This window comes from Aquibium pacificum, from assembly GCF_040839445.1.
Taxonomy (GTDB): Bacteria; Pseudomonadota; Alphaproteobacteria; order Rhizobiales; family Rhizobiaceae; genus Aquibium; species Aquibium pacificus.
The window spans coordinates 113,190-132,042 of the sequence record NZ_JBDPGJ010000007.1; the positions used below are offsets into that span (position 1 = coordinate 113,190).

General features: G+C 64.9%; 19 protein-coding genes. 9 read left to right on the plus strand and 10 right to left on the minus strand.

Annotated elements, in window-relative coordinates:
• Positions 1–36: 36 nt before the first annotated feature.
• On the plus strand, positions 37–873 hold the full coding sequence (locus tag ABGN05_RS25625) for an alpha/beta fold hydrolase (protein ID WP_367956858.1): 837 nt from the start codon (positions 37–39) through the stop codon (positions 871–873).
• Between the two features lie 119 nt (positions 874–992).
• Here ABGN05_RS25625 and ABGN05_RS25630 read toward each other — a convergent pair whose 3' ends face one another.
• The 6 genes from ABGN05_RS25630 to ABGN05_RS25655 all read right to left on the minus strand — a co-directional run bounded on the left by ABGN05_RS25630 (position 993) and on the right by ABGN05_RS25655 (position 7,556).
• Positions 993–1,847, minus strand: coding sequence for a fumarylacetoacetate hydrolase family protein (locus tag ABGN05_RS25630; RefSeq protein ID WP_367956859.1), 855 nt, complete (start codon positions 1,845–1,847; stop codon positions 993–995).
• Positions 1,848–1,876: 29 nt separating this feature from the next.
• The gene (gene gtdA / locus ABGN05_RS25635) at positions 1,877–2,926 is read right to left on the minus strand and encodes a gentisate 1,2-dioxygenase (protein WP_367956860.1); all 1,050 of its coding nucleotides are present in this window, start codon (positions 2,924–2,926) and stop codon (positions 1,877–1,879) included.
• Between the two features lie 35 nt (positions 2,927–2,961).
• Positions 2,962–4,920: a TRAP transporter permease gene (locus tag ABGN05_RS25640; protein ID WP_367956861.1), complete on the minus strand. Its 1,959-nt coding sequence runs from the start codon at positions 4,918–4,920 to the stop codon at positions 2,962–2,964.
• Positions 4,921–4,974: 54 nt separating this feature from the next.
• Positions 4,975–5,940 (minus strand): TAXI family TRAP transporter solute-binding subunit, encoded by a 966-nt coding sequence (locus ABGN05_RS25645; RefSeq protein WP_367956862.1) that lies wholly within the window; start codon positions 5,938–5,940, stop codon positions 4,975–4,977.
• Between the two features lie 91 nt (positions 5,941–6,031).
• Entirely contained in the window at positions 6,032–6,697 is a 666-nt protein-coding gene (locus ABGN05_RS25650; protein WP_367956863.1) for an NADPH-dependent FMN reductase, read from the minus strand.
• Positions 6,698–6,707: 10 nt separating this feature from the next.
• The gene (locus ABGN05_RS25655; RefSeq protein WP_367956864.1) at positions 6,708–7,556 is read right to left on the minus strand and encodes an SDR family NAD(P)-dependent oxidoreductase; all 849 of its coding nucleotides are present in this window, start codon (positions 7,554–7,556) and stop codon (positions 6,708–6,710) included.
• Between the two features lie 191 nt (positions 7,557–7,747).
• Between ABGN05_RS25655 and ABGN05_RS25660 the strand changes: the two genes are divergently transcribed.
• Positions 7,748–8,443, plus strand: coding sequence for a GntR family transcriptional regulator (locus tag ABGN05_RS25660; protein ID WP_367956865.1), 696 nt, complete (start codon positions 7,748–7,750; stop codon positions 8,441–8,443).
• 42 nt (positions 8,444–8,485) lie between these two features.
• Here the strand turns inward: ABGN05_RS25660 and ABGN05_RS25665 are convergent, their stop codons facing one another.
• Entirely contained in the window at positions 8,486–9,658 is a 1,173-nt protein-coding gene (locus ABGN05_RS25665) for an LLM class flavin-dependent oxidoreductase (protein ID WP_367956866.1), read from the minus strand.
• Positions 9,658–10,434, minus strand: coding sequence for an alpha/beta fold hydrolase (locus ABGN05_RS25670; RefSeq protein ID WP_367956867.1), 777 nt, complete (start codon positions 10,432–10,434; stop codon positions 9,658–9,660). The genes ABGN05_RS25665 and ABGN05_RS25670 overlap by 1 nt, the downstream gene beginning before the upstream one ends.
• Before the next feature lie 231 nt (positions 10,435–10,665).
• Here ABGN05_RS25670 and ABGN05_RS25675 point away from each other — a divergent pair, with 231 nt between their 5' ends.
• Positions 10,666–11,457 (plus strand): SDR family NAD(P)-dependent oxidoreductase, encoded by a 792-nt coding sequence (locus tag ABGN05_RS25675; protein ID WP_367956868.1) that lies wholly within the window; start codon positions 10,666–10,668, stop codon positions 11,455–11,457.
• Positions 11,458–11,628: 171 nt separating this feature from the next.
• Here the strand turns inward: ABGN05_RS25675 and tldD are convergent, their stop codons facing one another.
• A complete protein-coding gene (gene tldD, locus ABGN05_RS25680; protein ID WP_367956869.1) occupies positions 11,629–13,044 on the minus strand; it encodes a metalloprotease TldD in 1,416 nt (471 codons plus the stop codon).
• Between the two features lie 87 nt (positions 13,045–13,131).
• Here tldD and ABGN05_RS25685 point away from each other — a divergent pair, with 87 nt between their 5' ends.
• The gene (locus ABGN05_RS25685; RefSeq protein ID WP_367956870.1) at positions 13,132–13,557 is read left to right on the plus strand and encodes a DUF1801 domain-containing protein; all 426 of its coding nucleotides are present in this window, start codon (positions 13,132–13,134) and stop codon (positions 13,555–13,557) included.
• Positions 13,558–13,579: 22 nt separating this feature from the next.
• Here ABGN05_RS25685 and ABGN05_RS25690 read toward each other — a convergent pair whose 3' ends face one another.
• A complete protein-coding gene (locus tag ABGN05_RS25690) occupies positions 13,580–14,095 on the minus strand; it encodes an invasion associated locus B family protein (protein WP_367956871.1) in 516 nt (171 codons plus the stop codon).
• A gap of 418 nt (positions 14,096–14,513) precedes the next feature.
• On the opposite strand from ABGN05_RS25690, the gene coxB reads away from it, so the two are divergent.
• The 5 genes from coxB (at position 14,514) to ABGN05_RS25715 (ending at position 18,853) form a co-directional block, all read left to right on the plus strand.
• Positions 14,514–15,338, plus strand: coding sequence for a cytochrome c oxidase subunit II (gene coxB / locus ABGN05_RS25695; protein ID WP_367956968.1), 825 nt, complete (start codon positions 14,514–14,516; stop codon positions 15,336–15,338).
• A gap of 37 nt (positions 15,339–15,375) precedes the next feature.
• Positions 15,376–17,025, plus strand: a complete 1,650-nt coding sequence (gene ctaD / locus ABGN05_RS25700; protein ID WP_367956872.1) for a cytochrome c oxidase subunit I — start codon at positions 15,376–15,378, stop codon at positions 17,023–17,025.
• An 82-nt stretch (positions 17,026–17,107) separates the two neighbouring features.
• On the plus strand, positions 17,108–18,037 hold the full coding sequence (locus ABGN05_RS25705; RefSeq protein WP_367956969.1) for a heme o synthase: 930 nt from the start codon (positions 17,108–17,110) through the stop codon (positions 18,035–18,037).
• An 11-nt stretch (positions 18,038–18,048) separates the two neighbouring features.
• A complete protein-coding gene (locus ABGN05_RS25710) occupies positions 18,049–18,213 on the plus strand; it encodes a cytochrome c oxidase system small membrane protein (RefSeq protein WP_367956978.1) in 165 nt (54 codons plus the stop codon).
• 7 nt (positions 18,214–18,220) lie between these two features.
• Positions 18,221–18,853 carry a cytochrome c oxidase assembly protein gene (locus ABGN05_RS25715; RefSeq protein WP_367956873.1) on the plus strand — a complete coding sequence of 211 codons (633 nt, stop codon included), beginning with the start codon at positions 18,221–18,223 and terminating at the stop codon, positions 18,851–18,853.

Below are 18,853 nucleotides of genomic sequence, written 5' to 3' on the forward strand. Positions count from 1 at the left end.
ACAGCGCCGGATGCAACCTCGAAAGGAACGAACAGGATGTCATACGTCACCACCAGCGACGGTGTCGAAATCTTCTACAAGGATTGGGGCCCGAAGGACGCCCAGCCGGTCGTCTTCCACCACGGCTGGCCGCTCTCGGCCGACGACTGGGACGCACAGATGCTGTTCTTCCTGCGGAACGGCTACCGCGTCGTCGCCCACGACCGCCGCGGCCACGGCCGCTCGGCGCAGGTTTCCGACGGCCATGACATGGACCACTATGCCGCCGACGCCTTCGCCGTCGTCGAGCATCTGGATCTCAGGGATGCCATCCACATCGGCCATTCGACCGGCGGCGGCGAGGTCGCCCGCTATGTGGCGAAGCATGGCGAGCCGGCCGGACGGGTGGCCAGGGCCGTGCTGGTCAGCGCGGTGCCGCCGCTGATGCTGAAGACCGACGCCAACCCCGAAGGCCTGCCGCTCGAGGTGTTCGACGGCTTCCGCCAGGCGACCGCCGCTAACCGCGCGCAGTTCTTCCTCGACGTGGCCTCCGGCCCCTTCTACGGCTTCAACCGGGAGGGCGCGACCGTCCACCAGGGCGTGATCCAGAACTGGTGGCGCCAGGGCATGATGGGCAGCGCCAAGGCCCATTACGAAGGAATCAAGGCCTTCTCCGAGACGGACCAGACCGAGGACCTGAAGGCGATCTCCGTTCCCACGCTCGTCCTGCACGGCGAGGACGACCAGATCGTGCCGATCCACGATTCGGCCATGAAGTCGATCAAGCTCCTCAGGAACGCGACGCTGAAGACCTATCCCGGCTTCTCGCACGGCATGCTGACGGTCAATGCCGATGTGCTGAACGCCGATCTTCTCGCCTTCGCGAAGGGCTGACCGGCATGACGTCGATCCCGGTGGCGGCGAGTCCCGGGATCTCAACGCATGAAGTCGTTGCGATGCCGGGCGCGGCGTCCACCCTGTTGTCGTTGTTGTTGCGGACGAGGGCGGGCCTCTCAGCCACCGACCTTGACATCCATCGAGCCGATCCTGTCGATCCAGGCATGCATGGTGTCGCCCGGCGAGACCGGCGCGACACCTTCGGGCGTGCCGGTCATGATCACGTCTCCGGGATGAAGCGTGTAGGCCTTCGAGGCGTAGGCGATGAGCTTCTGGACGTTCCAGATCAGGAGGCGCGTATTTGATTTCTGCCTGGTCTCGCCGTTCACCTTGATCTCGAAATCGAGATTGCCGGGATCGCCGATCTCGTCCGCCGTGACGACGTGCGGTCCGAGCACCGTGAAGGTATCGAGCGACTTCCGGAAGGAGCGGTCTTCGGTGCCGCGGATGGTCATGTCGAGCCCGATCATGTAGCCGGCGACGTGTTCGAGCGCGTCGGTTTCCGAAATGCGGAAACCCCGCTTTCCGATTACCACCGCAAGCTCGATCTCGTGATCGATGCGGCGGTCCGGCCAGTCCGCGACCACGGTCTCGCCCGCGCCGATCAGCGAACTGGTCGCCTTGAGGAAGACGCCATAGTCGGCGATCGTCTTCACTTGCGTGCCGAAGTTGATGCCTGTGTCTGCCCGGGACTCGTCGAGATGGAGCTGATAGTTCACCGGAGCCGCGACGATCTTGCCGGGATTGGCGACCGGAGAGAGAAGCTTCACTTCGCCGACCGGTCTGCCGGGCACCGACTTCGCAAGGGCCTCCATCGTCGGACGCAACCGATCGAAATGGTTGAAGAAATGATCGCCGCGCGGCACGGGCCACCTAAGTGGCGGCAGTTCGTCGAGAGCTTTGGTCACGTCGTGGACGAGATCGCCCACGACCACGCCGAGGCGGTCGTCGTCGAAGCGGCAGAAACGCATGTTCTATTCCCTGGTATGCGGATGATCGTCTAGTGGGCGGGCCCGCGCTCTTCGCGCCAGAGGCCGAGTTTTTCCTGGGCGACGCGGTCGGAGAAGCAGAACAGGAAGCTGTCTTGCGTGGCCTTGAAGCTACGCCACGTCCAGCCCGGCGTGACCGCCACGTCCCGCTCGGTGAGGTCGAAACTTCTGTCGCCGATCTTCGCCGTAAGTGCGCCTTCGCCCAGCGCCATGACGATGCCGTCGGTAGAGCGCATCGGCGCGGTCTCGAACCCCTTCGGCAGATGCATCATCCAGGCGGACATGGTGGGCATTGCCCAGCCGCCGTCGATCGGATTCGCATAGCGCAGCGAGACCGCTTCGTGCGCATCCGGGCCTTCGCCTTTCGCCGCGGCGACGAGGGCCGCGCGCGTCCTCTCGTAGGGATAATTGAAGATCGGCGTCGTCTGCCCGTAGCGCTCCACCGGGGCGAGCGGCAGCATGCCGGAGCCGAAGCGCGCGAGCGCATCGCCCTCGGGGCGGACGATCGACTGGCGCTCGTCATTGTAGTGCTCGTTGAAACCGGCTTCGAAGAAGGACACGAGCGGCAGGTCGAGCCCGTCGAGCCAGGCGCACGGATCGGAACCCTCATTGCCGTGGTCGTGGAAGGCCCAGGACGGCGTGATGATGAAATCGCCGCGGCGCATGGTCGTGCGCTCGCCGCCCACAGCGGTGAAGGCGCCTTCGCCTTCCAGCATGAAGCGTAGCGCCGACGGCGTATGACGATGCGCCGGCGCCGTCTCGCCCGGCATGATCAACTGAATGCCGGCATACATCGTCGACGTCGCGCGCGACATGCCGGCGAAGTTCGGGTTCTCCAGGACGAGCACGCGCCGTTCCGCCTCCTGCGCCGTAAGCAACCGCCCGGACTCCATCAGCAGCGGGCGGATGTCGGAATAGCGCCAACGGTGGGGCGCGGCCTTCGACTTCGGCTCGTTCGGCAGCAGCCCGCGCAGTACCTCCCAGAGAGGTGCGAGGTTCTGCGGTGCCAGCCGGTCGTAGAAATCCTTGCGCTGTTCGGGCGTCGAACTGGGTTGGGTCATGTCGTCGTCCTTCAAGAAACTCGTTCGCAAATGCGCTATTCGGCGGCAACCTTGCCGGCTTCCGCCATCGCCCGGCTCGCGACATACTCGCTGGCGAGAACCGAAGCAGCCAGAAGGAAGCCGGCGACGTTGGCGATCCACGCCCATCCCGTCATCTCGGGTGGCAGCAGGAGCAGGAAACCGCCGACCGTGGAAACGATGCGCCAAAGCGCTGGCATGCGTCTGAGCCCATACCCGATCATGCCCGCCGACACGAACCAGACGCCGATGATCGCAGTCGAGACCGAAAGCAGGATCGCGCTCCACGACGTGCTCTGCAACAGCAATGTCGGGGAAAAGACGAACAGGAACGGCACGATGTAGGCGGTCCAGGAAAACCGCATTGCGGCCCAGCCCGTCTTCATGGGATCGGCCTTGGCGAGGTTGGCTGCGAAGAAGGCGGCGATCGCTACGGGCGGCGTCACGAAGCTCATCATGCCGAGGTAGAGGATGAACATGTGCGCGGCCAGCGGCGAGACCCCGACCTCCACCAGCGCCGGGACGATGAGCACGGCAAGCAGCACGTAGACGCCGAGCGTCGGCATGCCCATGCCGAGAATGATGCACAGCACCGCCGAGATGAAGAGCAGCAGAAGGACGTTGCCGGCGCCCATGTCGACGAGGAAGATCGTCAGCGCGAAGCCGAGTCCGGTGATCTGCAATATGCCCATGATGAAGCCGGCGGCGGCGGCGATCATGATGATGTCGGCCGAAGATACCCCGGCGCGGACAACGCAGTTCCAGATCTCCGCCAGGGTCAGGCGCTGGGCGCCGTAGCCGAAGGTAAATCCTATCAGCATGACCGCGAGGCAGGCATAGATTGCCGCGTTCTCCGGTTCGCGGTTCAGCCAGAACAGGGCGTAGATGAGGACCGCGAAGGGCAGCATGAAGAGCCAGCCCTTGGCCACGACCCGAAGCAGCCGCGGGATGTCCTTTGCAGGGACGCGCAGGATGTTGCCCTTGGCCGCCTCGAGATCGGCCTGGATGAAGAGCGCGAAGTAGTAGAGCAGCGACGGCACCAGCGCCGCCACCGCGACCTCGCCGTAGCTGATCTGCAGGAAGTCGGCCATCAGGAAGGCGACAGCGCCCATGACCGGCGGCATGAGCTGGCCGCCGTTCGAGGCGCTCGCCTCGATCGCCGCCGCGTGCTCGGGCTTGAAGCCGGACTTCTTCATCATCGGGATGGTGATGACGCCGGTGGCGAGAATGTTGGAGACGACGATGCCGTTGATCGACCCGAACAGCGACGAGGCGAGCACCGAGATCTTCGCCGCGCCGCCGCGGAAGCGGCCCATCAGCGCCAGCGAGATGTCGTTGAAGAAACTCGCACCGCCGGAGGAGGAAAGGAGCTGGCCGAAGAAGACGAACGGAATCACCACCGTCACGCCGATCAGCAGCACCAGCCCGAACAGGCCGCTGGTGTCGAGGCCGAGATAGACCACCATCGCGTTCAGCTCGACCTCCCTCGTCTGAAGGCTTCCGCTCACCAGATGGCCGACCAGAGCGTAGGCGAAGAAGGCAAGGACGACGATGACGAGCGGCCATCCGGAAGAGCGCCGAAGTCCCTCCAGGACCAGTACCAGCAGCAGCCAGGTGACAATCAGCACGTCCCAGGGGAAGTTGAAGAATTCGCCCAGCATGCGCGGATAATGCCACCCCATGTAGATCCCGGTTGCCAGTGAGACGGCCGCCAGGATCCAGTCGTACCAGGGCACCCGCTCCCGCGGCGCATCGGCTGCGCGGAACGGGCGAACGATGTAGACCATCGCCAAAGCCATGCCGAGCACGACGGCGAGGAACTGCTCGGCGAGGAAGTTCCAGCCCGCGGCGCGGTAGAGATCGGCGCCCCAGGCGATGCCGGCAAGCGCGATACACGCGCCAAGCAGCGTGGTCGCGATCCTGACGGCGCCGCCGGGTGGCGGCGCCTCCAGTTCACGTTCGGCCTGCATTGTCATGTGCGGCGTCGTCCCGTTGGGCTGGATTTCGGCTGTGGTCGGGTGGGCCGCCGGCTACTCGCCCGGCCAGATGCCGATTTCCTTGTAGTAGCGGATAGCTCCCGGATGATACGTCACGCCCGGCTGCTGGACTGCCAGGTTGTCGGGGGTCATCGCGTTGAACGAGGGGTGCGCGGCGACGAGTGCGTCCTTGTTGTCGTGGATCGCCTTGACGATGTTGTAGACCGTCTCCTCGTCCGTTTCGGCGCTCACCGCAACCGTCATGGCATACTGCATCAGGTCCGTTTCGCCGATGACCCCGTTGAGGTGGGGCAGGGGGACCTGCTTGGCCACGGTGTATTCCGGCCGGATGGAGGCCATCGCCTTCTTGGCCTCCTCGGAGTCGTCGAGGTCGAGGAACTTGATGCCCACCGCCGCGTCGACTTCCGCCATCTTCGGCGCGCCGACGGCGAAAATGGTTGCGTCGAGCCGCCCGGCCTTGAAGTCGTCCGCCGCCCGCAGGAGGTTGGCCGTCGGCACCCCGTCGGTGTCGTCGAGCGTCAGCCCGGCCGTGGCCAGGATCGCGTTGGACAGCGCGACGCCCTGCGGAAAGCCCTGCCAGCCGATCGGGAAGCGCTTGCCCTTGAGATCGGCGACGGTCTCGATGCCGGAATCCTTGCGCACCAGCACGCCCACCTTGAAGGGGAACACCGTTGCCGCGAGCTGCAGCTTGTCGAGCGGCTTGCCCTCGTGCTCGTCCTTGCCGCGCACAGCGATGCCGACCTCGTCGTTCGACATGAATGTAGCCGCTGCCTGTCCGGCCTGCACCGCGCCCATCGAGGCGGCCGGCGAGTTGAAGGTGACCACGCGCATCTGGATGCCGGTCTCTTCCTGGACCACCTTGGCGATCGCTTGGGTCTGGACGTTGTTGATGGAGCCGGGCGGCAGCGTCGAGATGGACACTGTCTGCGCCGCCGCGGACGTCGAAAGAATGGCCGTCGCCGCAAGCAGGGCGGCCGCGTACCCGATGATGGATTTCATTTCTCTTCCTCCCAATTTTCCGCTTCGAGCGGATCTGTGCGTGGCTGTTGACGGGCCGGCAATTCCTCCCGCGGCCCGCCTCGGTCGATCGTCAGCCGTTCATCACGGCACGATTTCCTACCATTTCCGTATCGAATGGAGCCAGTCGCTGCATTGCTGCGAACTGCACGACCTGCGTGGCCACGGTGCCGAGCTGGCTTTCGATCTCTGCATTCGCCGGCCTGCCGTTGACGAACGGCTTCGTCTGCGAGTTGATCGCCGCCGCATAGGGCGTCGGCCAGCCTCGCAGAGCGTGGATGATCGATCGCAGGCCGATGAGTGTCGTGCCAAGACCCTGCGCGCCGAAGGCGGTCACCACGATCCCGACCGCGCGACCGTCGAAGTACGGGCGGGGATCGTCGCGCATGTCCTCGACATAGTCGAGCGCGTTCTTGATGACCCCCGACAGGGCGCCGTGGTAGCTCGGCGACGAGACGATGATCCCGTCCGCGTTTCGTAGCGACTGGACGAGCCGGCGCGCCGAGGGGCTGCGGTGATCGTCGGAAGGATCGTACATCGGCAGGTCGAGCAGCGGTCCGGCGATCAGTTCCGTGGTCGAGCCCAGCGACTGGCAGATGGAGAGCACGTGCCTGAGCGCGGTTTCGGACGAGGAACCGATGCGTGTGGTTCCCCCGATACCCACGATATGCGTCGGACGATCGGTAGGACCCGCCGCGCGGCGCCCATGTGTCGCATAGAAGCCTGGACTGTCGAGCATGTCGCCTTGCCTATTCCGCCGCCATCGAACCGGCACCGGCCTGCCGCGCCTTGGCGAAGGCTTCCCGGATGGAAGCCTGGCGGCGGTCGAGCCATTCCTCGGTTTCGGGATGGGTGAAGATGTAGAAGTCTTCGTCCTCGATCGCCTGCGCGACGCGCTCGCCGATCGCTTCCGGTCTGGCGCTTCCCTTGATCAGGTCACCCATGAAGTGGTTCTGCGGACGCACGTAGGCACCGCCCAGCCGCTCGGGCCTGCTGCGTTCGGACAGGTGGATGCCGGTGTCGACGGCCGCCGGCGCGAGCACCGAGATACCGACCGTCGTGTCGGCGAGTTCGTTGCGGAGCGCCTCGCTCAGGGCCACGACCGCGTATTTGGTCATGGAGTAGGCGCCGGTCAGGAAGTTCGGATTGACCTGGAAGCCTCCGATCGAGGCGGTGTTGACCATGTGTGTGGGGCCGCCGCGATCGAGAAGGCGAGGCACGAAGCTCCTGATGCCGTGGATGACGCCATAGACGTTGACGCCGATCGCCCAGTCCCAGTCGCTCATCTCGATCTCGTGCAGCGGCACGCCGTGCATGGCCACGCCGGCGTTGTTGCAAACGATCGAGACTGGCCCGAAGGTCCCTTCGATGTGGTCGGCGGCAGCCTCGACCGACGAAGCGTCGGAAACGTCAACCGGCAGCGGAATCGCCTTGCCACCCGCGGAGGTGATCTGGCGGGCGGTCTCGGCGGCGTCGGATTCGCGGATGTCCGCCACGCCGACATTCACGCCGCGGGCGGCGAGAGCCAGCGAAATACCCCGGCCGATGCCGGAACCTCCGCCCGAGACATAGGCGGACATGCCGCGTTCGATCTTCATACTGCGTTTTCGCCGGCTTGGCGACCCGATTGAGAGTGCTGGTCAAGGGTATACAAGAAAGCCCCGGCGTCAATAGAAAACTGCGACATTCTGTCCATTCTGTGCCTTCTGGTATACAATCGGCCCGCGCTTGCCGGATTCCCGTCCGGCGTGCGAAAAGCGGTTCCGAAACGGCGGGAGTGTCGAAGAGGATGGGCAGCACGAACGAAGCGGCGCTGGAGCGTGACGGGGCCGATGCCGCCGGAGCCGTGGAAACGGCGTACCGCTTCATTCGCGGCGCAATCATCTCCGGCGATCTTCGCTCGGGCGAGACGCTGCAGGAAGCAAGGCTCGCCGAGCGCATCGGCGTCAGCCGCACGCCGGTGCGCGAGGCGCTGAGCCGGCTTTCGAACGAAGGCCTCGTCGTCCTGGAGCGCTATCGGCGCGGGCAAGTCGCGAGCTTCTCGCAAAAGGACGTCGCCGAGATCTTCAGGCTGCGCGCCAAGCTCGAGGCGCATGGTGCCCGACGCGCCGCGCGCCGCATCGGCGATGCCGACATCGCCCGCCTCGAGGCGCTCGAGGGAGAGATGGAGGCCGTGTTCGACGAACTTGGCTGGCACGGGCATCTCGCCCGCTTCGATCAGCTGAACAACGAATTCCACGCCCTCATCGCCAGGGCAGCCGATAGCCCGCGGCTCGAACGCATCCTGGCGTCCTCGCTTGAGCTTCCCGCGTCCATCTTCAACTTCTATGCCGAGCCGGTCGAGGAGCGCACCAGGCGCACGCACAGGCAGCACCACGAGATCATCGACGCCTTGAAGGCGCGCAATCCCGACTGGGCGGAAGCCGCGATGGGCGCTCATCTGTTCTCGATCCTCAACGATCCCGATCCCGATCCGGAGCCCTGACGGTGGGCCCTCCTCCGGCGGAGGAGAGCCCGCCCCGGAAGATCATTCGGCAGCGACCGAGACCTTCTTGGCCGCATGGTCGCGCAGATAGGGCATCACCTCGTTTGCGTAGAGTTCCATGTTCTTGCGCGTCAGTTCCGCCGGCAGCGTGCCGAACTGGAGCAGCGTCAGGAGATGGCCGAAGCCGATCTGCGAGTGATACTCCGCCAGCTTCTCGCGCACCGTCTGCGGGCTGCCGCAGATGAACATGCCCTTCTCGATCACCGCATCGATCGTCTGCTTCGTCCCGATCGAGGACTTCGCCTTCATGACGCCCAGCATCGACTTCAGCGAAAGGTAGCCGGGCGGCAGCAGCATCTCCTTGGGCATGCGCAGGAACTTGTTGAGGAAGTTCTCGATGTGCGGCTGCGCCTCGCGGCGCGCGATCTCGTCGGTTTCGGCGACGTAGAGCGGCACCGACCAGCCGAGTTGATCCTCGGTCGCCTCGTAGCCGTGCTCGGCGGCCATGTCCCTGTACATCTGCATGTACTTCACCAGCATCGCCACCGGGGTGAAGGTCTGCAGGTAGGTGTAGCGGCGCGACGGATGCGACGCCCATTCGATAGTCTCGCTCGACCCTTGCGACGGGATCCAGATCGGCGGATGCGGATCGTTCTGGTAGGGGCGCGGCCAGAGGTTCACATATTCGAAGTGATACTGGTCGCCCTCGAACGCGAACGGTCCGGTCTCCGTCCACGCCCGCACGATGAGGTCGTGCGCCTCGTGGAAACGCTCGTGCGAGAGCGCGGGATTGGAACTCCAGGCGTGGTACTCCGCGCCGATGCCGCGGACGAAGCCGGCGATCAGGCGGCCCTCGGTGATGTTGTCCACCATCGCGAATTCTTCCGCGACCGTGAGCGGATTGTTGAGCAACGGCAGGGCGCGGCCGAGGATGGCGATCTTCGCCTTCTTGGTGCGTCGCGCCAGCGCTCCCGCCATGACGCCTGGCTGGGGCATGAGCCCGTACGCGTTCTGATGGTGCTCGTTGACGCAGATGCCGTCGAACCCGAGCTGGTCGGCATATTCGAGTTCGTCGAGGTAGCGGTTGTAGAGCTTGGCGCCCTTCTTCGGGTCGTAGTAGCTGTTGGGCAGCGTGATCCAGGCGGAATTGTGCTTCTGGTCGTAATCCAGATCGAGATCCGCATACGGCATCAGGTGCATCATGTAGAATTTCATCACGCGGCTCCTTCGATGAAGCTGACGACCTTCGAGGTGAACTCCTGCGCCTTCTCGACGTGGGGGAGATGGCCGCATTCGGCGATCACCTCGAGCGAGGAGTTCGGGATGAGATCGCGATAGGCCGGTCCGTACGCGGCGGGGATGAGCTTGTCGTCGTCGCCCCAGATGATCAGCGTCGGCACGTCCACGCGGTGCAGCCACTTCTTCAGGTGCGGGTTGTACATGCGCGGCTGCCAGCCGAGCTTGGCCGTCATCAGCCGGTTCTTCAGCACGACCATCAATTCGTCCTCGTTGGCCGGCTGCGGCACCGCCTTGGCGATCTCCTGGTTGTGGAAGAGGTTCTGCGCCGTTTCCTCGGGCGACCACATGAAGATGTCGCCCTTCTTGACGCCCTTCACGTGGATGCCCGCCGGGGCGACCAGCGTCAGCGTCCTGACCTTTTCGCACGACCGCGTCGCGAGTTCCGCCGCGATCCAGCCGCCGATCGACGTGCCGAGCAGGTGGACCTTGTCGAGGCCGAGATGGTCGATCAGGTCCAGATAGAAGAAGGCGAGGTCACCGATGTTGTCGAGCCAGTCAGGCGTGTCGGATGCGCCGAACCCAGGGTGCTCCGGCACGATCAGGTCATACTTCTCGGCCAGCATGTCCATGAACGGCAGCCAGCGCGGTACGCCGGTAGCACCGTGCAGGAAGAGCAGTGGTTCCCCCTTGCCCTTCCGCATCATGCGGATGCGGCAGCCGGTGACGGTTTCGAATGATTCGCGATGCGCCATCCTGCGCGACCTCCCTGAAGCGCCAGCCGGTGTGCCGGCGTCGTTTTGCAGCCTTATTGTACACACTCTTTCGGAAAAATCGTCAATCGATAAGTCGACACAAATGTGCCGCCACTAGCATGATATTGTCCTAAATAGCTGAAATCGCTAAAGGAAAATCCAGATCAGGAAATTCTCTTGTCATGACGCGATTTTCCGTCTTGCATACCAAAACGGAATGGGAGGGACGGAATGACGCATACGGAACGGTTCTCGCTGAAGGGCAAGGTCGCCCTCGTGACAGGCGCGGCGAGTGGCTTGGGGCTGGCAATCTCCGAAGCGCTCGCGGAGGCTGGCGCTCACGTCGTCCTGACGGACATGGATGGAGCCGCCCTTGATCGCGTCTGCCCGGGCGTCGCGAAGGCTGGCGGTAGAGCCGAAACGCTGGTTCTGGATGTCTCGGATCGTGCCGCGGTTCGCGCCGCTGTGGATGAAGTGGCGGCGAGGCACGGCAGCCTCGACGTGATGGTCGCAAATGCGGGCGTGTCGGCGGGACCCGGCTATCTCACCGAAACCGGTCAGATCAACGCCGTCGACGATGCGCAGTGGGACCGGGTGCTCGGCATCAACCTGACGGGCGTCTTTGCGTCGGTGCAGGCCGCGGCGAAGCACATGAAGCGGCAGCGCGGCGGCCGCATCGTCGCGGTCGCCTCGGTCGCAGGGCTGAAGTCCGAGGTGATGTGCGGCTATGCTTATACCGCGACCAAGGCCGCCGTGGTCAATCTCGTGCGCCAGGCGGCGATGGAACTGGCGCCCTATGGCGTGATGGTGAACGGCATCGCGCCGGGTCCCTTCCGCACCAACATCGCCGGCGGACGGATCAGGCAGCCCGAGGTCGAGGCGCAATTCGCCTCCATGGTGCCGCTCGGCCGCATCGCCGATCCCGAAGAGATAAAAGGCCTGGCGCTCCTCCTGTCGTCGCCGGCCTCTAGCTTCATGACCGGCGCCACGATCCCCGTCGACGGCGGGGTCATGGCTCGCTGACTGGGTACCTCGGAAAACCCAAAGCGGGGAATGCCGGTGGGTGGCGCCGTCAGTACTTTGCCAGCAACATACTGACGGCGTCGGGAACGGACGCACCATTGAAGTTCCAGCTGCAAGAATCGAAACCAGGCACTCGGGTTCAAATCCACTCGAACGCTTCCCGGCTGACGGCTATGCCTGCGTGCCGCCCACCGTCATCCTGTCCATCCTCAGATGCGGCTGGCCGACGCCGACCGGCACTCCCTGGCCGGCCTTGCCGCACATGCCGATGCCGGTGTCGAGCTTCATGTCGTTGCCGATCATGGAGACGCGGTGCATGGCGTCCGGGCCGTTGCCGATCAGCATGGCGCCCTTGATCGGCCGGGTGACCTTGCCGTCCTCGATCATGTAGGCCTCGGTGCAGCCGAACACGAACTTGCCGGACGTGATGTCCACCTGTCCGCCGCCGAAGGAGACCGCGTAGACGCCCTTCTTCACGGACGCGATGATCTCTTCCGGCGTCTTGTCGCCGGCGGTCATGAAAGTGTTGCTCATGCGCGGCATCGGCTGGTGCGCATAGCCCTCGCGGCGACCGTTCCCGGTGGCCGCCACACCCATCAGGCGGGCGTTCTGACGATCCTGCATGTAGCCCACGAGCCTGCCGTCCTCGATCAGCACGTTGCGCGCCGAAGGCGTGCCCTCGTCGTCGATGGTCAGCGAGCCACGCCGCTCGGCGATCGTGCCGTCGTCGACCACAGTGACGCCCTTCGCCGCCACCTGCTGGCCCATCAGCCCGGAGAAAGCCGAGGTCTTCTTGCGGTTGAAGTCGCCCTCCAGCCCGTGGCCCACCGCTTCGTGCAACATCACGCCCGGCCATCCGGAGGATAGAACGATGTCGAACGTGCCGGCGGGCGCCGGCACGGCTTCGAGGTTGACCAGCGCCTGGCGCAGCGCCTCGTCCGCCGCGTGCTTCCAGGATTCCTCCGCCACGAACTCGCCGAAACCCTTGCGGCCGCCCATGCCGTAGGAACCGCTCTCCTGGCGGTCTCCCTCGCCGACCACGACCGACACGTTCATGCGGACCAGCGGGCGGATGTCGCGCACGAAATGGCCGTCGGCGCGCAGGATCTCCACCTGCTGCCACGAGGCGGCGAGCGACGCGGTGACCTGCCTGACGCGTGGGTCCCTGGCCCGCACCCAGCCATCGATCTCCTGCAGGAGCTTCGCCTTCTCGGCAAAGCCGGGCGCTGCGATCGGATTGACGTCGTCGTAGAGCCTGCGGTTCGTGCCGGTCGGCGCGGCAGCGAGCGTACCCGAATATCCCGCCTTGACCGCGGAGACCGCGTCCGAGGCGCGCAGAAGCGCGGCTTGCGAGAGCTCGCTCGCGTGCGCGAAGCCTGTCGCCTCGCCTGCCACCGCGCGCAGCCCGAACCCCTGGTCGGTGTTGAAGTTGGCCGTCTTCAGCCGCCCGTTATCAAAGACGAGCGCCTCGCCCTCGGAGTATTCGAGGAACAGTTCGCCGTCGTCGGCGCCGGAGACCGCATCGGAAACGATCCGGCGGATGGTCTCTTCGGAGACGTCGAATTTTTCTAGGAGGCTTTGGGTCATGCCTGGATTCCCGATCGGATTGGGTTGTCGTTCCTGCTAGATAGGCAAATGTCGGGACCATTCCCACACCCCGGGAGGCAATTGGCGATGGCCTACACGCAAAAGACACTGCCGACGGATGCGAGTGTGGCGGACTTCGTGGCCGCCATCGCGGACGAACGTCGCCGCGACGAGGCAGCGCGCATCGTGCCGATCCTGGAACGCGCAAGCGGCGAGACGCCGCGCATATGGGGCGTATCGATGGTGGGCTTCGGCGAGTATCACTACAAGCACCCCGGCGGCCAGCAGGGCTTCTGGTTCCTGACGGGATTCGCGCCGCGCAAGGCGGCGATGACCATCTACGTCATGCCGGGCTTCGAGCAGTGGCCAGATCTGATGCGCCGCCTCGGCCGCTTCACGACGAGCCAGTCGTGCCTCTACCTGAAGCGGCTGACCGATGTCGACGAAGCGGTACTGGAAGAACTCGTGCGCCGGTCGGTGGATGTCATGCGCGAGCGCCACGCCGTGCGGTAGTGAACCTGCCCGATGGCGGGCCTCACGGCAGCGCGGCGAACCCTTCCGCGAAACCCTTCAGGTCGACCGGTATGCCGATTCCCTCTTCGGGCGTCTGGAAGACGATGAAGGTGGCAGCCGTGCCGGTCCTCAGCGTCTCCAGGAGCGGTTCCTCGAGGATCACCTCCGCGTAGCAGCCGTCCTGGAAGCACCGCACGAAATAGGCGCGGCCAATGTCCTTGCCGTCGACGTTCAGCCCCAGCCCGTTCGGCAGGAGAACGCCCAGCGGCGCCAGCACGCGAAGGATCTCGGCCTTGTTGTCGGCGGTCTTCAGCACCACGACCGAGAGGCCCACCTCCGGTCTGTCCTCCGCCACGACGTTCTGCATCATCACGCACTGCTCGCCGGTGGCGCCCGCCGGTATGTCGCAGATGATGGACCAGGCTCCGTGCGTTGAACGGGCGGGGCTGGTCTGTTGCGCGCCGGCCGGAACGGCTGCGGTCGCGAAGGCCGCGGCGCCGAGGCCGGCCAGGAAAGTCCGTGCGGAAAGGATGCTCATCTGCGCTCCATGGCGAATCAGGTGGAATGTACCGCGTGGCACGCGCCGGACCAAGCGCACACCCGGCCGCGCGGGTTTCTCACCGTCGTACTGTCGGGGGAATTTGCTCGAATTGCGACGCCCGCGGCGATTCGGCGCGCCCGCCCACGGTCTTTGTCTGCTGTTCGCCGCGCATGGTCGCCCAACTTGCCATCCCGCGCCCGGCATCGATTTGATCTGGCGCAAAAATGCCGCACGGATCGGAACGGGCGTTTTGTTGCGGTCGGCGAGAGAGTATGGTTTTAACGGCGCGAGTCATGCCGGGCTTTTCCAGCCCGGCTGGGAAATGTGCGCGGCGGCCCGTCCGACCGCGGCGATCGAGGAGAAATCGAGCGTGACGAGAAAGTTCCTGACGCTGGTGTCCGGCACGATTGCGCTTATGGCCGCGGCGTCGGCCGCGGTGGCAAACCCGGTCGACTGGCAGACGACCATGAACCCGGCCGCCACGCCGATCATGGAAGAAATCCGCTGGTTCGAGCAGTACACGCTCTGGTTCATCGTCCCGATCACGCTCCTGGTGCTCGTGCTACTGGCCTGGGTGATCTTCCGCTACCGCGCCAGCGCCAACCCGGTGCCGTCCCGCACCAGCCACCACACGGTGATCGAAGTGATCTGGACTGTCGGTCCGGTGGTGATCCTGCTGTTCCTGGCCATTCCCTCGTTCCAGCTGCTGACGGCGCAGTACACGCCGCCGGAGGAGCCGGAACTCACGATCAAGGCGATCGGCAACCAGTGGAACTGGGACTACGAGTACCAGCTCGACGAGCCTTTTAACTTCAACGCCGCTCTCCTGCAGGACGACGCGCGCGCCGAACTCGGCAAGGAAGACATGGTCGGCTATCCGCGGCTCCTGGCCGTCGACAACGAGGTCGTGGTCCCGGTCGACGCGACCGTCCGAGTGCTCGTGACGGCCAGTGACGTGCTGCATGCATTCGCCATGCCGTCCTTCGGCATCAAGGTTGACGCCGTGCCCGGCCGCATCAACGAGACCTGGTTCAAGGCGACGAAGGAAGGCCTCTATTACGGTCAGTGCTCCGAGCTCTGCGGCAAGGACCACGCCTTCATGCCGATCGCCATACGAGTCGTGAGCCGCGACCAGTACGATTCCTGGTTGACGGCGGCGCGGGAGGATCTTCCCGGCGCCAACAGGGCCCTGATGGCACAGATAGAAGCGAAGACCAAAGTAGCGGCGGCCGGCAACTGAGCCCGGACCCTGACAGAATGACAATGGAGCGGTGAAGATGGCAGGCGCTGCAGCTCACGACCACCACGAGCACAAGCCGTATGGCTGGACGCGGTGGGTCTACTCGACCAACCATAAGGATATCGGAACCCTCTACCTGATATTCGCGATCTGCGCCGGCATCATCGGCGGCGCGCTCTCGGTCGTCATGCGCTGGGAGCTGGCCGAGCCCGGCATCCAGATATTCCACGGCCTGGCGGGCATGGTCTACGGCGTGGAAGGCGATTCTGCCCTCGACGCCGGCAAGTCGATGTACAATGCCTTTACCACCGCGCACGGGCTGATCATGATCTTCTTCATGGTCATGCCGGCGCTGATCGGCGGCTTCGCCAACTGGATGGTGCCGATCATGATCGGCGCGCCGGACATGGCGTTCCCGCGCATGAACAACATCTCGTTCTGGCTGCTGCCGCCCGCCTTCATCTTGCTCCTGATGTCGGCATTCATGCCGAGCGCACCCGGCGCCCACGGCGTCGGCGGCGGCTGGACCATCTACCCGCCGCTCTCGACGTCGGGCCAGCCTGGCCCCGCGATGGATTTCGCCATCCTGTCGCTCCACATCGCGGGCGCCTCGTCGATCCTCGGCGCCATCAACTTCATCACCACGATCTTCAACATGCGCGCGCCGGGCATGACGCTGCACAAGATGCCGCTCTTCGCCTGGTCGGTGCTGATCACCGCCTTCCTTCTGCTTCTGTCGCTGCCGGTCCTGGCGGGCGCCATCACCATGCTCCTGACGGACCGCAATTTCGGCACGGCCTTCTTCGCGCCGGAAGCCGGCGGCGATCCGATCCTGTTCCAGCATCTCTTCTGGTTCTTCGGACATCCCGAGGTGTACATTCTCATCCTGCCGGGTTTCGGCATCGTCAGCCACATCGTCTCGACCTTCTCCAAGAAGCCGGTCTTCGGCTATCTGGGAATGGCCTATGCGATGGTCGCGATCGGCGTCGTCGGCTTCGTCGTGTGGGCGCACCACATGTACACGACCGGCCTGTCGCTCGACACGCAGCGCTACTTCGTCTTCGCCACGATGGTCATCGCGGTGCCGACGGGCGTGAAGATTTTCTCTTGGATCGCCACCATGTGGGGTGGATCGATCTCGATGCGCACGCCGATGCTGTGGGCGATCGGGTTCATCTTCCTGTTCACCGTGGGTGGGGTGACGGGCGTGCAGCTCGCCAATGCAGGCCTCGACCGCGCGCTCCACGACACCTACTACGTCGTGGCGCACTTCCATTATGTGCTGTCGCTCGGCGCCGTCTTCGCCATCTTCGCGGCCTGGTACTACTGGTTCCCCAAGATGACCGGCTACATGTACTCGCCGCTGATCGCGCGCACCCACTTCTGGGTCACCTTCATCGGCGTGAACCTTGTGTTCTTCCCGCAGCACTTCCTCGGCCTCGCCGGCATGCCGCGCCGCTACATCGACTATCCGGACGCGTTCGCCGGATGGAACATGGTGTCGTCCTACGGGTCCTACCTGTCGGCGATCGGCGTGGTGATCTTCCTCTACGGCGTCTTCGAGGCGTTCTCGAAGAAGCGCGAGGCCGGTGCCAATCCCTGGGGCGAGGGTGCCACGACGCTGGAATGGCAGCTCTCCTCGCCGCCGCCCTACCACCAGTGGGAGCAGCTGCCGAAGATCAAGTAGGCTGCCGCGCATTGACATCGAGGCCACGACGGCGGCGGCTTCGCACCAAGAAGAACAAGGACTGGAAGCGTTTCAAATGGCCATGGCCGGACTAGACAGCCGCTTGGAAGCCGGCGTCCACCTCTCCGAGGCGACGCCCGGCGACTATTTCGCGCTTCTGAAGCCGCGCGTGATGGCGCTCGTGGTGTTCACCGCGGTCGTGGGGCTGCTTTCAGCGCCCGTGACGATGAACCCGTTCATCGCGTTGATCGCGATCCTGTCCATCGCCGTCGGTGCGGGCGCGTCCGGCGCGCTCAACATGTGGTACGACGCCGACATAGACGCGGTGATGTCGCGCACGGCGAACCGTCCCGTCCCGTCGGGCCGGGTTCAGGGCGGCGAGGCGCTGGCTTTCGGGCTCGTGCTGTCGGCGCTCTCGGTGATGACGCTGGGCGTCCTGGTGAACTGGCTCGCGGGCTCGCTGCTCGCCTTCACTATCTTCTTCTACGCGGTCGTCTACACGATGTGGCTGAAGCGCTCGACGCCGCAGAACATCGTCATAGGCGGTGCCGCCGGTGCCTTCCCTCCGATGATCGGCTGGGCTGCGGCGACCGGCTCGGTCAGCCTCGAGAGCGTCATCCTGTTCCTCATCATCTTCCTGTGGACCCCGCCGCATTTCTGGGCGCTCGCGCTCTTCAAGGCGGGTGACTACGGCCGCGCCGGCATTCCGATGATGCCCAACGTCGCCGGCGAGGCATCGACGCGCCGCCAGATCTTCGCCTATTCGGTGGTCGTCGCAGCCGTCGGTGTCGCGCCCTGGGTGCTGGGCTTTTCGAGCGCGGCTTATGGGGCCAGCGCGGCGGCGCTGGGTGCCGGCTTCGTGTGGTATGCGTGGCGTGTCCTGAACCAGGCCGACGAGGATCGCGTCATGAAGCCGGCCAAGGCGCTGTTTGCGTACTCGATCGTCTACCTGTTCGGCATTTTCGCGGCCTATCTGGCCGATGCGGTCGTCCTGCGCGCTCTGGTGGCATGAGGATGATGGTCTTGGCTGACGAAGACAAGGACGGCATCACGCTCACCGAGAAGCAGCGCAAGGCGCGCCGCGCCCGTTCGATCGCGATCGGCCTCGGGCTGGCAGCGCTGGTGATCATTTTCTACATCGCCACGATCGCCAAGTTCGGTCCGGCGATCCTCGACCGGGCCCTGTGAGAGTGCGATGACCGGCGCGGCGAAGAACGGCAACGAGAAGTTCAGGACGCGGTCGAACCTGCTCGTCGCGGGAGCCTGCCTGGGCACCTTCGCGGCCATGGTCGGCATGTCCTACGCCGCCGTTCCGCTCTACCAGATGTTTTGCCAGGTGACCGGCTATGGCGGCACCACGCAGCGCGTCGACCGCTACTCCGACAAGGTGCTCGACCGGAAGATCACCGTTGCCTTCGATGCCAACGTCGCCGGCAACCTTCCCTGGGACTTCAAGCCCGTCCAGCGCCGGGTGACCATGCCGGTCGGGGAGACGACGCAGATCTCCTACACGGTCAGGAACCCGTCGAGCCGGACCACGCGCGGGCGCGCCTCCTTCAACGTCACGCCCGAGATGGCGGGCGCCTACTTCAACAAGGTCGAGTGCTTCTGCTTCACCGACACCGAACTGAAGCCGGGCGAGACGCTGGACATGCCGGTGGTCTTCTACGTCGATCCCGCGATCGACGAGGTGCCTGAACTGAAGAACATGACGACGATCACGCTTTCCTACACATTCTTCGCGATCGACGAGGAACCCGCGGCCGCCAGTGCTGCTGCGGCTTCGCCGGACGCGACCACCAACAAGTCCAGCAATCTCGGGGGCTGA